Below are 14,203 nucleotides of genomic sequence, written 5' to 3'. Positions count from 1 at the left end.
CGATAATCATTTTCGCCACTATAGCACGCCTGTGAGCCCCATCTCCCTGTTATCGGGGCGGGCTGCATCACCACGCTCAAAATCACAGACACCGTCCGGAAATACCACCTTGAGCATAAGCATATGAGGCCGCATATCACGTTCACCATACACCCCGCGACTGACGGCCAACTCAACCGGGATCAGCTCGCACTGAAACAGTTCACCGGAAAGCGGAGCCCCGGCCATATTGCGGGGCGAACGGTAGGCCGGATAGTGCTGCAGGCAGGCACCGGTGTCGACGTCTCCTCGCCAGGGACCATTCCATACTTCCTCACCCTCGGCAATCAGTGCACCTCTGTCAGTCCAGCATGCATCCACCGCCCTGGCTGGTCGCGCACCGGTCTTCAGCCATTCATCCAGCACCTCAAAGGCCAGATCACTCGGATTAAAGGGCTTGCTGCTTTGCCAGATCAGCATGTTGCCGGTATGGCCTCTGGCCGCCTTGATGCGCAGCCACACCGACTGAGAGGCATAGGAATGGTGCATATCCAGCTCAGGATCCAGGTAGTGGCGCAGATCTATCACCGGAATATCAATGTTACCCAGAAACACGTGACCGGAACGATAGGCGGCGGCAATGGCATCGGGATTACCCCGGCTGCGGGGAGCGACTTTCACCATATCGGCGCGGTTGCGCTCAAACACCCACAAAGGCACCGGGCTGCCCGGCGTTTTCCGCATATTATGATCGCTCCAGATAGACACACCGGCCAGGCTGTCATCACCGGTCAGTACCCACAGCTTCTCCTGAGCCATGTCAGCCGGTGCTTTCCAGCTGCCGATATTGGCATTAAGGTGAAAGAACTCGGCAACGGAAATATCAGCCCGTTTGAGCGCCTCCAGCCCGTATTGCACACCGGTATTGTCGTGAGTGCGGTTGGCATAGCCACTTTCATTGACGCCATACACATGGGCCAGATCGTGCCAGTGACTGAAACGCTCTTTGGCCGCAACAACCGGAGCATAATAATGTACCCGGTGAGAGTAGCGGGGATTGTTGGTCAGGGGAGCCAGCCCCCGCCAGCTTTTCGAACACTCTGTCGCACCTTTTGGCAGCCCGGGCAGCTTCAGTCCAAATCCGGCAATACGCGCCCAGCGATAATATTTTTTAAACTCGTGCTCCACCTCGCTGCTGGCCGAAACGCCCATCACCAGCCCCCGATTTTCCTGCCTCCGCCAGCGTTTATTATCCCGGGCCGTCACATCGAAGTAATACTCAAACAACTCACAGTCCAGCGCCCAGATGCTTTGGGTGATCATGTCGGGATAACTGTATTGGGGGATCAGCGCATTCAGCAGGCCCGGCTTGTTCTGCGCTATCAGGTATTGCTGCACGGCCCCGCCGGAGCCACCGATACCCACGGTATAGTCGGGCCGGCCATAGCGGGCTACAAACTGGGCTTTCACCATCTCGGCCGTATTGGCCGCCAGCCACATATTGTAATGATTGCTGGTCACATTACCGCTGGAGCCTGCCAGGGCATATCCCTGAGCCAGCTGAGCCGTCAGCCGGCTACCGACTCGTCCCAGGCTCATCTTGCCCTGACGTTTGCCAATGCCGACGCCGCCCTTGAAATGGTAAATCAGTTTCTTATTCCAGTAAGGACTGTCTGTACCGGTCACAGGTGCATCCGGATCGGCCAGCATGGCCAGCACATAGACAAAGCGGTTAATGGTGCCCCGCTCGACCCTGAGTACAAAGGGGATACGCCTGCCATCACGTTCCAGCCAGTCCATGTCGGCGGGATAGTCGCCCTCCGGCAAAATCCGGAAGTCATCCTGAGCTTTGATTTTATAGAAATAATCGAGGCGGGTTGGCAGCAGACAATCTTTGCTGTGTCCCAGCAGTTTCTGCCTGTTTTTGATGCCATTCTCTTCGGCATAAACCGGAGTGCCGATCCCCTCCTGATTATCTGCCACGGGTTGTCCGAGACCCGACTCTTCGGTATGACAGGAAAACGGGTATTGCAGCGGCCCGAGCGAGGTATCTACCGGCCCGATATCACCAGGCTGGAGCGGAAAATCAAAGGCATCAAGATCAAGCTGGATCAGAGCGGCATGAGGCCCCTTGTAGGGAGCCCGGGGCCTGGCAGGATCATAGTCCGGCGGCAATGCTTCAACCACGGCTTCCGGGGTATCCGGCAGCAGGTGTCGCCCCAAATGGGACTGAATATCACTGCAACCGGAAAGAATGAACGGGAAGGATATCAACCACAGCAAAACAATGCGACAGGACAACATGCGACTCCCCTTGATCCATCTTCATATGGATCAAGTTTAGCCTCGCCCCGAATGCCGCGCAGGCTTACTCGCTGTCTTCTTCGAAGTAGGTTCCCCAGCCGTCATAGTCAATGCCATATTTTTCGGCAATGGGCAGCAGTTCGGCGACTTGCTGCATAATCTGCTCCTCATCGAGCGCGCTGTCGGCGATGGCATCAAAACAAAGCAGGGTCTGCCCCCGCTCAAGGGTCAGCTCCTCGGCATCGGTCACCTCATAACCGGCCTTGAAACAGTCAACTGCCGCTTTTTCCAGCCGGTCAAAGTCCTGACCTGAAAAGTGATGCTCAATGGTGTACTCCGCATCAGGGTTACTGCCATCGTTCAGCAGGGATTCGATAATGTCACGGGTTTCTGCCCGCCAGTCGGTATTCTGACTCATGATGCTGCTCCGGATTGAGTAAGGGGTTCAGGACGCCGGACCTCCTGGTCCAGATGTTCAATGCGGTCGGCAATCTGCTTGCGGCTGACTTTCAGCAGCTCCCGCAGCTGTGCCGGCTCATACTGGCTGGCATCAATGGGCGGCATAATATCAATTAATACTTCACCATTATCCCAGCGGTTAAGATCTACCTGCCCAAAATAGCTGGAGCAGGCAACAGGAACGATCGGCACCTGCGCCTGCAGCGCAATATGGAAAGCACCCGTTTTGAACGGCAGCAGCCCTTTTCCCTTGCTGCGGGTCCCTTCGGGGAACATCCATATCGACATTTTCCGGCTCCGGATTTTTTCTACCACCTTGCCGATGGTATTCGCGGCCTTGGCTCTGTTTTCCCGGTTAATTAACAGGTTGCCGCTCAGCCAGAACAGCTGGCCGAACAAGGGAATCCAGAACAGGCTGTTTTTGCCGATGGCCACGGTGCGCGGCGACAGCACCCCTGGATGGGTGATGATATCCCAGTTGGTCTGATGATTAGCGATAAAAATCCCGGAATCCAGCTCCTTTACATTTTCACGACCACGAATTTTAACTTTGAGACCCACCAGCGGGCAGGCCAGATGGAACAGGCGGCCAAGCAGATACACATTATTCGGATGACGGGGGCGGGCCAGGCACAACAGGGTTCCCAGCAAAAATACAATGACCATGGCCAGACCCAGCAACAGTATCCGCAGCAGCTTTAACATGAACGATCCTCGCGATTTGAGACACGGCAGTATACTGACCGCCTTTCGAGGGGACAAGGCCGGCGCCCAAGGCCTGCTCTGAGGCCGGGCTCGTCAGGCACTGCGATGCCTCACCAGCAGAATGTCCATGGCCCCCTAGCTTTTTCCACCTTTACCCGCTGGAAGATAAATAAACTCAATGATATTTTTAGTCAGCAGTAAATAAAATAATTAAGCTAGAATCAGATGTTCTAAGGTTTGGACAATGAACCCGGTTCCGGCAGGCACACAGCCTGATTGGCTGACTTGCCATTGATTATTCCATGAGATAACTGCCAGCCCAGCACCAAGCAACATAAAATAAGTAATAAAAAAATAATCACCAAAGACATCATTGCATCGTGATGTCGCTGCTGTTCACGCTCAATACTCCGATCCAGCCGCTCCAGCAACAACGATATAAATTGGTTGACCGAGCCGGAAACCATATCGCTATAGATGTCGTAGTCGGCGTTAAATAACTTTTGCCGAGCCTGTATATGGTGTCCCGTTTCCATTAACCGCAGCGCTTCCTCTTCCAGGCGAGACAGAGTCAGTGTGGCCAGCCGGGCCCGCTCCAGCAAATTGAACTCTTCCCGGTTCAGCACCATGGTTCTGATCAGTTGCTCATTGGAAATACGTCTGCCGTTACTCCGGGAATGGTGACCTTCGGTGATGGCAAGAACGTGATAATAAAGAGAAAGATCCCGCTCTGAACCGGTATATACATAGTTGCGAACCCGGGTGCTCAATTGCCCCGACAGCATGCGGATCTGAGTCACGTTCTCAAAGTATTCAAAGCGTGTTTGCTGAGCCTGCTCCAGCTCTTTCTGAGACTGTAATAACAACCATAGCAAAGCAGCACCCACCAACAGCAAGAACGGCAGCAGCAACAGCGCCAGCCGCAGAATGATTCTGTGATGCATGAATGCCTCTTTATTATCCCGTAGTTTTATTTTATCTGCCCCTGTTCCTGAGGCGGGAAATAACTGCTCAATCTCCCGCAAAGTGGAACCGGGGCAAAGCCACCCTGATCAATTTGGTGTGGCGTGCTCAAATAAAAATCAAAGTAGCAACATACCTTAACAGAGACTCCTTGCTCCGGATATAAAATAAAAAACCGCCTTAAGGCGGTTTTTTTATTAACACAAACTCAGCTTAATTTCCCGTGGCACTGCTTGTATTTCTTGCCGGAACCACAGGGACAAGGATCATTACGTCCCACTTTCTGTCCTTCGCGCACAAACGTCGCAGCTTCACTTTCTCCGGTATTTACCTGCTCTTCAGCCAGAGGATTGTCTGCCGCAGCATGGCTGTAATTCTGCGCCTGCCGCTCGGCGGCTTCCCGCCGTCTGGCTTCGGCCTCGTTCACGTCTTCCTGAGACTGCACCCGCACCCTGCTGAGAATACTCACCACTTCACGCTTGAGATTTTCCAGCATCTGGGTAAACAGCTCATAAGACTCGCGCTTATATTCCTGTTTGGGGTTTTTCTGAGCATAACCACGCAAGTGAATTCCCTGGCGCAGGTGGTCCATGGCCGCCAGGTGCTCCTTCCACAGGTTATCAAGCGTTTGCAGCATCACCGAAGTTTCAAACTGACGCAGCACATCTGCTCCTACTACCGCTTCTTTTTCCTGGTAACTTTTAGCCGCTTCGGACAGTACCCGTTCCAGAATCTGCTCGTCATGCAGTCTGTCATCCTGCTTCAGCCACTCACCGACAGGCAATTCCAGAGCAAAGTCGCTCTGCAGACGCTGTTCCAGACCGGGCACATCCCACATTTCTTCCAGTGACTGAGGAGGAATGTACTCATGAACCACATCGGTCAACACATCTTCCCGGATAACCGCAATGGTTTCACTGATATCGCCGGAGTCGAGCAGTTCATTACGTTGCTCATATACCACCTTACGCTGGTCATTGGCGACATCGTCAAACTCGAGCAGGTTTTTACGGATATCAAAGTTACGGGTTTCCACCTTACGCTGGGCATTCTCAATGGCCCGGGTCACCCAGGGGTGCTCAATGGCCTCTCCTTCCTGCATACCCAGCTTTTTCATCATGCTGGTTACCCGCTCAGAGGCAAAGATACGCATCAGAGCGTCTTCCATCGACAAATAGAAACGGCTGGAGCCGGCATCACCCTGACGCCCGGCCCGGCCACGCAGCTGATTATCGATACGGCGGGATTCGTGACGCTCGGTGCCGATAATATGCAGACCACCGGCGGCCAGCACGGCGTCATGACGCGGCTGCCAGTCGGCTTTAATGGCAGCGATCTGCTCTTGATTCGCCGCCTCGCCCAGCGCTTCAATCTCTGCCTGCCAGCTGCCACCCAGCACAATGTCAGTGCCTCGACCGGCCATATTGGTCGCAATGGTCACAGTGCCGGATCGGCCGGCCTGAGCAATGATTTCGGCTTCTCTTTCGTGGAATTTGGCGTTCAGAACCTGATGAGGAATACCCTCCTTGTTGAGCACGCCGGAGATCAGTTCGGAGTTTTCGATAGACACGGTACCCACCAGCACCGGCTGCCCCCGCTCTACGCAGTCCTTGATGTCGGCAACGATAGCCTGATATTTTTCCGCAGCGGTCAGGTACACCAGGTCACCCATATCCTTACGGATCATCGGCTTATTGGTGGGGATAACGACAGTATCGAGGCCATAAATATGCTGGAATTCAAATGCTTCAGTATCCGCAGTACCGGTCATGCCCGCTAGCTTGTCATACAGACGGAAATAGTTCTGGAAGGTAATGGAAGCCAGCGTCTGGTTCTCGTTCTGAATCTTGACACCTTCCTTGGCTTCCACCGCCTGGTGCAGCCCCTCAGACCAGCGCCGGCCGGGCATGGTACGCCCGGTGTGCTCATCCACGATCACCACTTCGTTATTCTGAACAATGTAGTCAACGTTACGTTCAAACAGGGTGTGGGCACGCAGGCCGGCGTTTACATGCGCCAGCAGGGTAATGTTGCCAGCAGAAAACAGAGAGTCCTCTTCTTCCAGCAGCCCCATCCGTTTCAGTTCATCTTCCACGAAAATCTGACCGTTTTCGGTCAGCAGAGCCTGCTTATTCTTTTCGTCCACCGTGTAATGGCCATCGCCGGTGTACTCTTCGGTGTCTTCCTGATCCTGTTTCACCAGCTTGGGGATCAGGGTATTGATGCGAATATACAATTCGGAGCTGTCTTCCGCCGGACCGGAGATGATCAACGGCGTACGGGCCTCATCGATTAATACCGAGTCCACCTCATCCACCAGCGCATAGTTCAGAGGACGTTGTACCCGCTGCTCCGTGGAGAACGCCATATTGTCGCGCAGATAGTCAAAACCAAACTCGTTGTTGGTGCCATAGGTGATATCACAGGCATACGCTGCCTGTTTTTCCTGATGGCCCATGCCCGGCAGGTTACAACCCACGGTCAGCCCCAGAAACTCAAACAGCGGCCGGTTGGCTTCGGCATCCCGCCGGGCCAGATAATCGTTCACCGTAACAACATGCACACCCCGGCCACTAAGGGCGTTCAGGTATACCGGCAGCGTACCGGTCAGGGTTTTACCTTCACCGGTTTTCATTTCGGCAATCTGGTTATTATTCAGCACCATACCGCCAACCATCTGGACATCGAAGTGACGCATGGCAAACACCCGCTTGGACGCTTCACGTACCACTGCAAAGGCTTCAGGCAGGATCTGCTCCAGCGTTTCGCCCTGCTCCAGACGAGTGCGGAATTCGACGGTTTTGCCCTGCAGCTCAGCATCCGACAGGCCTTCAAACTTCGGCTCCATGGCGTTGATTTCATTTACTACTTTGCGCAGTCGTTTAAGCGTTCTGTCGTTACGGCTGCCAATTATTCGAGTGAAGAGTTTGGTAATCATGCTTGGCCAATCTTAATGTTGAAAAAACGCCCCGCGTGCCAGCGAGGCCATAGCGAAACGGTTTAATGGATATCACATTATGCAAATGTAACCCGTTGGAGCATCAGGTAAAAGGGGCTGTCACCGAATACTTGTTATCAGGATATGGTGGCGAAGAAGGCATTATTCAAGTGCTGGGTAACAGTGCGCCGGGCGAGCAATAAAAACGGTGGTGATATGACACCCAAAAACAGAAAACACGCCGGCGCGGAGAGATGCCGGCGTGTATATCAGTAACGTCAGGCGGGCTGAAAAGCGGTGTCGTAGTAACGAATGGGCGACTCAGCCCCAGCATCACCAAAGGTGACCATTTCCCAGGCATCGGTTTGCGCCAGCATGGCCCGCAACAGGGTATTATTCAGAGCATGGCCGGTTTTATAGGCGCGGAACTCACCCAGAATGCTGTGATTGCACATATACAGGTCGCCGATGGCATCCAGCATTTTGTGTTTAACGAACTCATCGGGGTAACGCAGGCCATCTTCATTGAGAACCTTGTAATCATCCAGCACCACGGCATTTTCCAGGCTTCCGCCCAGCGCCAGATTCTGGGAATGCAGGTATTCGATGTCGCGCATAAAGCCGAATGTTCTGGCCCGGCTCAGTTCTTTCACAAATGACGCTCCGGAAAAATCCAGTGTCAGATGCTGGCTGCGACCTTCAAACACCGGATGTTTGAAGTCGATGGTCAGATCCATGCGAAAGCCCTTGCTGGCAGGACGCAGCTCGGCCCACTTGTCACCATCTTCCACCCGTACCGGCTTTTTCATGCGAATAAAACGCTTGAGCGCGTTCAGTTCACGAATACCGCCGGACTGCAGCAGATAGATAAAGGGATGAGAACTGCCATCCATTACCGGCACTTCGGGTGCATCCACCTCAATATAAAGGTTATCGATGCCCAGTCCTGCTAATGCCGCAGACAAGTGCTCAATAGTGGAGACCCGCACGCCCTCGTCATTGACCAGAGCGGTGCATAGCATGGTGTCTTTCACCAGAGCGGCATCGGCCCGGATCTCGACCTGCGGATCCAGATCGGTACGACGAAACACGATACCTGTGTTGGCCGGTGCGGGAACAAAGCGCAGCTGCACCTTGTGACCGGAATGCAGGCCGATTCCGGTAGCCTGCACGGTATTTTTCAGAGTTCGTTGTCTAATCATAGGATTGTCCGTCAGTCAGATAGCCCGGTTCGAACCATATTAAATGGTCAAATACTCTAACACACCTTTACCCGTTCACGCTAATTCAGCGTAATTTTTAGTCAGCCTGCTTACGCAGGAAGGCCGGAATATCCAGGTAGTCCAGATCGGTTTTTGCCTGCGCGGTGTCACCTCCCACGGCCACTTTGCCACCCTGGTCTTCCGGAGCGTCGGCACGACGCATACCGTTATCATCACGGTTGCTGCCTGACTTCACCAGGGTGATATCGGGCTTGCGCTCGGCACCGATGCCGGTAGCAACCACGGTCACGCGCAGTTCGTCAGTGATTTCCGGATCCAGTACCGTACCCACTACCACGGTCGCGTTTTCAGAGGCAAAGGCCTTGACGGCGTTACCCACGGTTTCAAACTCTTCGATACTCATGTCGAGACCGGCGGTGATATTCACCAGAATGCCCCTGGCACCGGCCAGATCCACATCTTCCAGCAGCGGGCTTGAGATGGCCTTCTCGGCAGCTTCCTCGGCCCGGTCTTCACCGGTGGCATGGCCGGTTCCCATCATGGCGGTGCCCATTTCCCGCATCACGGTGCGCACGTCGGCAAAGTCGACGTTAATCAGGCCCGGACGGGTAATCAGCTCGGCAATACCCTGCACCGCACCCAGCAATACGTTGTTAGCTGCCTTGAAGGCGTCCAGCAGGGAAATACCCCGGCCCAGTACCTTGAGCAGCTTGTCATTGGGGATGGTGATCAGTGAGTCAACATGCTTGGCCAGCTCGTTGATACCCTGCTGGGCGTAGCTCATACGCTTTTTGCCTTCAAAGGCAAACGGCTTGGTGACCACCGCCACGGTCAGAATCCCCAGCTCCTTGGCCACCTCGGCCACCACCGGTGCGGCACCGGTGCCGGTGCCGCCACCCATACCGGCGGCAATGAACACCATATCGGCACCATCGAGCAAATCGCGAATAGCATCTTTGTCTTCCAGAGCGGCATCACGCCCTACTTCCGGATTGGCGCCCGCGCCCAGGCCTTTCGTAATGGCGCTGCCGACTTGCAGGGTGTGGTGAGCACTGGCGTTACGCAACGCCTGCGCGTCGGTGTTAATGGCCAGAAATTCTACCCCTTCGAGGTTTTCCCGCACCATGTGTTCAACGGCATTACCGCCGCCGCCACCCACACCAACCACTTTAATGACGGCTTCCTGCTCGTGATCATTCATCAGTTCAAACATAGGATTACCCCTCTCTCCGCTTTGATTCCCGGTTTCCCACCGGGATTAAAATTCACCGCGCAACCAGTTGCCAACCCGCTTGAACAGGCCGGTTACACTGGATTTGCTGTTGTATTCCTGCTGAGGCATCGACTGGTGCTCCTTACCGTATTGCAATAAGCCCACGGCAGTGGAGTACACCGGTGTCTCAACATAATCTGATAGCCCCTTGATGCTGCCAGGCTGGCCGATACGTACCTGGCACTGGAAGATCTGTTCAGCGCATTCCACCAGGCCTTCAATCTGGGCGGCCCCGCCGGTCAGTACCAGGCCGGCAGCCAGCTGATGCTTGACCCCGGCCTTTTTCAGTTCACCCTGTACCCGGGCCAGTTCCTGGTTGATCATGCCGAGCAGCTCGCTGTAACGGGGCTCGATCACTTCCGCCAGGGTCTGGCGTTGCAGACTGCGGGCCGGACGGCCTCCCACACTCGGGACTTCGATATTGTCTTCCTTGCTCACCAGCCGGCTGAAGGCACAACCATGGCGCACCTTGATGGCTTCCGCATCCAGCGGCGGCGTGCCAAAGGCATAGGCAATATCACTGGTCACCGTGCTGCCGGCATAAGGAATCACCTTGGTATGGCGCAGGGCCCCACCGGTAAACACCGCCATATCCATGGTGCCGCCACCGATGTCCACTACGCATACACCCAGCTCCTTTTCGTCTTCAGTCAGCACCGCATAGCTGGATGCCAGAGCGCTGAAAATAAGCTGGTCTACCCGCAGTCCCAGACGCTCCACACACTTTTCAATGTTGCGCGCCATGTCGTTATGACAGGTAATCAGGTGCACCTTGGCATGCATGCGCACGCCCGACAGACCGATGGGGTTCTTAATCCCTTCCTGAAAGTCGATGGAGTATTCCTGAGGAATAACATGCAGCACCCGGTGTTCATCAGACAAGCGTACCGACTTGGCGGTGTGGATCACATTGTCCATGTCCTCCTGGGTGACTTCCTCTTCAGATACCGGCACCATGCCGGTTTCATTACGGCACTCGATATGTTTGCCAGATAACCCCAGATATACAGAGGTGATCTGGCAGTCAGCCATCATCTCCGCCTCATCCACCGCTCGTTTGAGGGATTTAACCACCGACTCAAGATCGTTTACACCGCCCTTGTCCATGCCTTTTGCGGCATGGCTGCCCAGACCGATGATGTTCAGATCACCGTCCGGCAGCACTTCGCCCACCAGGGCAGTGACCTTGGCCGTGCCGATATCAAGCCCGACGATCAGATTTCGTTCCGCGCTTTTGGTCATTCTCTGTCTCTTCGTCCTGCTTCCATCCCACTGCCAGTCCGGTATCGTAACGCAGGTCAAGGTAAGCCACCTGCCCGCGTCCCATGATGCCCGGATAGACATTCATAAATCGTTTCAGACGGGCTTCAAGATCATCCCGTCCCAGTATCAGCCTGACACCGTCATTCAGGGTCAGCTCCCAGGAAAATCGTGGTGTCAGGTGCAGCCGGTTAATGTCATACCCGCGGGCTGCCAGCAGAGGCTGCCAGCGCCGGTATTCTTCCAGCACTTTATGGGCCTCGCCTTTCGGGCCGGATAAATGCACCAGCGTCAGTTGTTTTCTGTCGGCTTCAAACACCTCACCATGGGTATTAACCAGCGCCCCTTCATTCCAAAATGCTGCTGCCGGCTGCTCGACGATATATACCCGCAGGGTGTCGGGCCATTGTTTACGCACCGAGGCTTGATACACCCAGGGCAGTGCCTGCAACTGCTGCTGCACCCTGTCCACTTCCAGGGTAAAGAAGTTACCCACCTCAGGCAGTGACAGCACCGACTCCCGGATTTCTTCCCGGCTAACATAACGATGCTCACCCTGCACGATCAGGCTGTTGACCGGCACCTGATTGGAGGCGGTGGCCCAGACCATCGCCTGCCACAGCCCCCACAGCAGCACACCCAGCACCAGCAGGAAAAACAGCAGGCCAGACAAGAAGCCCAGCCGGGTGCGGGTAACGGCGGCTTCGCTCATGTCAGTTCGCCATCTCCAGCACGCGCACCACCAGCTGTTCAAAATCGAGGCCGGCAACCCGTGCAGCCTTGGGTACCAGACTGGTTTCGGTCATGCCCGGTACCGTGTTGACTTCCAGCAGCCACCACTGACCATCCCGATCTCGCATCAGATCCACTCGTCCCCAACCGCTGGCAGCCACGGCGTTAAAGGCACGCAGGCACAGCTCGCCCAGGGCCTGTTCTTCCTGCTCGCTCAGGCCACAGGGACACAGATACTCGGTATCACCCGACTGATACTTGGCCGAGTAATCATAAAAGGTGTGCGGAGTACGCAAACGAATAGCCGGCAGCGCACGCTCACCGAGAATACTGACGGTATATTCATCACCATCGATAAAGCGCTCCAGCAACACCTCATCGTCAAACTCAAAGGCAGCCTCAATAGCGGCAGCGAGCTCTCCGGAGGTCTCTGCCCGGGCCATGCCGATACTGGAGCCTTCATGCGAGGGCTTAACGAATACCGGGCCGGCAAACCGAGCCATCAACGTTTCAGCCGCTGCAGGCTGATATTCCTGGCGGCGCACTATTTCAAAATCGGCTGTGGGCAAGCCCATGGTCCGCCACACCTGTTTGGTACGGATCTTGTCCATGGCCAGCGCCGCCCCCAGCACCCGGGAACCGGTGTAGGGCAAACCAAGGTGCTCCAGCGCTCCCTGCAGAGTGCCGTCTTCACCGCCCCGGCCATGCACCACAATAAAAGCCCGCTCAAAGCCTTCATCTTTCAGCTGCGCAAGCGGATAATCTTTGGTATCGATACCGTGTGCATTCACCCCGGCCCGCTGTAAGCCGGCCAGTACGGCAGCACCGGAACGTAATGAAACTTCCCGCTCAGCGGAGCGTCCGCCAAACAGCACTGCTACCTTGCCGAATTGTTCCATTATTGCTCCCCTTGCTGTTTCATTTGCTCGACCGAGAGTCTGAAAGCACCCAACTTGCGTGCCAGAGCGCCCACATTACCGGCCCCCTGGGTGAGCACAATGTCGCCATCCTGCATTAACTCCGCCAGTACCGCCGGTACTTCATCGGGGCTGGCCACGTAAATGGGCTCCAGACCCCGGCTGCGAATGGTACGGCATAATGCCCGGCTGTCGGCACCGGGAATAGCTGACTCGCCGGCACTGTACACTTCCAGCAGAATCAGCACATCGCTTTTCGACAATACATCGACAAAGTCTTCGTAAAGGTCCCGGGTACGGCTGTAGCGGTGTGGCTGGTAAACCGTCACCAGCCGGCGCTCAGGCCAGCCGGCCCGCACCGCCTGCTGAGTGGCACGCACTTCGCTCGGGTGGTGACCATAGTCGTCCACCAGCTTGACCCGGCCCCGGCCGGTTTCAAACTCGCCATATTGCTGAAAACGCCGTCCCACACCCTCAAATTTTTCCAGTGCCGTCAGAATGGCCGCGTCTTCAATGCCATCCTCACAGGCCACGGCAATAGCCGCTGCCGCATTCTGTGCATTATGGCGCCCCGGAAGATTGAGCTGAACATCCAGACAACTGCCATCAGGGCGGCATACCCGGAAGGTGCTGTGATCTGCACGCTGGTGAAAATCTTCCACCCGATAATCGGCTTCAGGATGAAAGCCATAGGTCACAAACTGACGGCCAACCCGCGGCAACAGGCGCTTGACCACTTCATCGTCGATACACAGCACCGCCAGACCGTAGAACGGGAGGTTATGCAGGAAATCGATAAAGGTACCTTCCAGCTTGCTGAAATCGCCGCCGTAGGTATCCATATGATCCGCTTCAATATTGGTGACGATGGACACCATGGGCTGCAAATGCAGGAAAGAGGCATCGCTTTCATCGGCCTCAGCAATGAGGTAACGGCTGGAGCCAAGCCGGGCATTGCAGCCGGCGCTGTTGAGCAGGCCGCCAATCACAAAGGTCGGATCCAGCCCCGCTTCACCATAGATGCTGGAAACCAGGCTGGTAGTAGTGGTTTTGCCGTGGGTACCGGCCACCGCCACACCATGGCGGAAACGCATCAGCTCAGCCAGCATCTCGGCACGGCGCACTACCGGAATACGCAGATCCCGTGCTGCCAGCAACTCGGGGTTATCGGCCTTGATAGCGGTAGATACCACTACCACACTGGCACCGGCGACCTGCTGCGCATCATGGCCGAGAAAAATGGTTGCCCCCATCGCCTGCAGCCGGTCGGTAACCGGATTGTAAGCGATATCGGAGCCGGTAATGGCATAACCTTCATTGGCAAGCACCTCGGCAATACCGCCCATACCGGCACCACCGATGCCGATAAAGTGAATACGCCTGACCCGTCTCATTTCAGGGATCATGCTTCTCAGTTTTGCCAGTTCAACCTTGGTCATGCCTGTCTCTC

The 14,203-nt window shown here is 55.4% G+C and carries 12 protein-coding genes; 1 reads left to right on the top strand and 11 read right to left on the bottom strand.

What is annotated here, in order from left to right; genetic code table 11:
* Positions 1 to 18 precede the first annotated feature (18 nt).
* The 5 genes from B6S09_RS08270 to secA form a co-directional block, all read right to left on the bottom strand.
* On the bottom strand, positions 19 to 2,283 hold the full coding sequence (locus B6S09_RS08270; protein WP_094278037.1) for a DUF6351 family protein: 2,265 nt from the start codon (positions 2,281 to 2,283) through the stop codon (positions 19 to 21).
* A gap of 64 nt (positions 2,284 to 2,347) precedes the next feature.
* Complete coding sequence (rraB, locus tag B6S09_RS08265) at positions 2,348 to 2,701, bottom strand: ribonuclease E inhibitor RraB (protein ID WP_094278036.1); 354 nt, start codon at positions 2,699 to 2,701, stop codon at positions 2,348 to 2,350.
* Positions 2,698 to 3,447 carry a 1-acylglycerol-3-phosphate O-acyltransferase gene (locus B6S09_RS08260; RefSeq protein WP_094278035.1) on the bottom strand — a complete coding sequence of 250 codons (750 nt, stop codon included), beginning with the start codon at positions 3,445 to 3,447 and terminating at the stop codon, positions 2,698 to 2,700. The genes rraB and B6S09_RS08260 overlap by 4 nt, the downstream gene beginning before the upstream one ends.
* Positions 3,448 to 3,677: 230 nt before the next feature.
* The gene (locus B6S09_RS08255) at positions 3,678 to 4,391 is read right to left on the bottom strand and encodes a chemotaxis protein (RefSeq protein WP_208321714.1); all 714 of its coding nucleotides are present in this window, start codon (positions 4,389 to 4,391) and stop codon (positions 3,678 to 3,680) included.
* A gap of 227 nt (positions 4,392 to 4,618) precedes the next feature.
* Positions 4,619 to 7,348, bottom strand: a complete 2,730-nt coding sequence (gene secA / locus B6S09_RS08250; protein WP_094278034.1) for a preprotein translocase subunit SecA — start codon at positions 7,346 to 7,348, stop codon at positions 4,619 to 4,621.
* A 65-nt stretch (positions 7,349 to 7,413) separates the two neighbouring features.
* Between secA and B6S09_RS18445 the strand changes: the two genes are divergently transcribed.
* Positions 7,414 to 7,551 (top strand): hypothetical protein, encoded by a 138-nt coding sequence (locus B6S09_RS18445; RefSeq protein WP_166670294.1) that lies wholly within the window; start codon positions 7,414 to 7,416, stop codon positions 7,549 to 7,551.
* A gap of 75 nt (positions 7,552 to 7,626) precedes the next feature.
* Here the strand turns inward: B6S09_RS18445 and lpxC are convergent, their stop codons facing one another.
* From lpxC to murC, 6 genes are all read right to left on the bottom strand, one after another.
* Positions 7,627 to 8,550: a UDP-3-O-acyl-N-acetylglucosamine deacetylase gene (gene lpxC, locus B6S09_RS08245; protein ID WP_094278033.1), complete on the bottom strand. Its 924-nt coding sequence runs from the start codon at positions 8,548 to 8,550 to the stop codon at positions 7,627 to 7,629.
* A 97-nt stretch (positions 8,551 to 8,647) separates the two neighbouring features.
* On the bottom strand, positions 8,648 to 9,784 hold the full coding sequence (gene ftsZ / locus B6S09_RS08240; RefSeq protein WP_094278032.1) for a cell division protein FtsZ: 1,137 nt from the start codon (positions 9,782 to 9,784) through the stop codon (positions 8,648 to 8,650).
* A 45-nt stretch (positions 9,785 to 9,829) separates the two neighbouring features.
* Positions 9,830 to 11,086: a cell division protein FtsA gene (gene ftsA / locus B6S09_RS08235; protein ID WP_094278031.1), complete on the bottom strand. Its 1,257-nt coding sequence runs from the start codon at positions 11,084 to 11,086 to the stop codon at positions 9,830 to 9,832.
* Positions 11,046 to 11,816, bottom strand: coding sequence for a cell division protein FtsQ/DivIB (locus B6S09_RS08230; RefSeq protein WP_094278030.1), 771 nt, complete (start codon positions 11,814 to 11,816; stop codon positions 11,046 to 11,048). The genes ftsA and B6S09_RS08230 overlap by 41 nt, the downstream gene beginning before the upstream one ends.
* Position 11,817: 1 nt before the next feature.
* Positions 11,818 to 12,735: a D-alanine--D-alanine ligase gene (locus tag B6S09_RS08225; RefSeq protein ID WP_094278029.1), complete on the bottom strand. Its 918-nt coding sequence runs from the start codon at positions 12,733 to 12,735 to the stop codon at positions 11,818 to 11,820.
* Positions 12,735 to 14,192 carry a UDP-N-acetylmuramate--L-alanine ligase gene (gene murC / locus B6S09_RS08220; RefSeq protein WP_094278028.1) on the bottom strand — a complete coding sequence of 486 codons (1,458 nt, stop codon included), beginning with the start codon at positions 14,190 to 14,192 and terminating at the stop codon, positions 12,735 to 12,737. The genes B6S09_RS08225 and murC overlap by 1 nt, the downstream gene beginning before the upstream one ends.
* Between the last annotated feature and the right edge of the window lie 11 nt (positions 14,193 to 14,203).

The sequence above is a fragment of the Oceanimonas baumannii genome (assembly GCF_002245495.1).
Classification (GTDB): Bacteria; Pseudomonadota; Gammaproteobacteria; order Enterobacterales; family Aeromonadaceae; genus Oceanimonas; species Oceanimonas baumannii.
The sequence above is the reverse complement of the archived record's forward strand: the minus strand, read 5'-3'. Positions and strand labels throughout refer to the sequence as shown.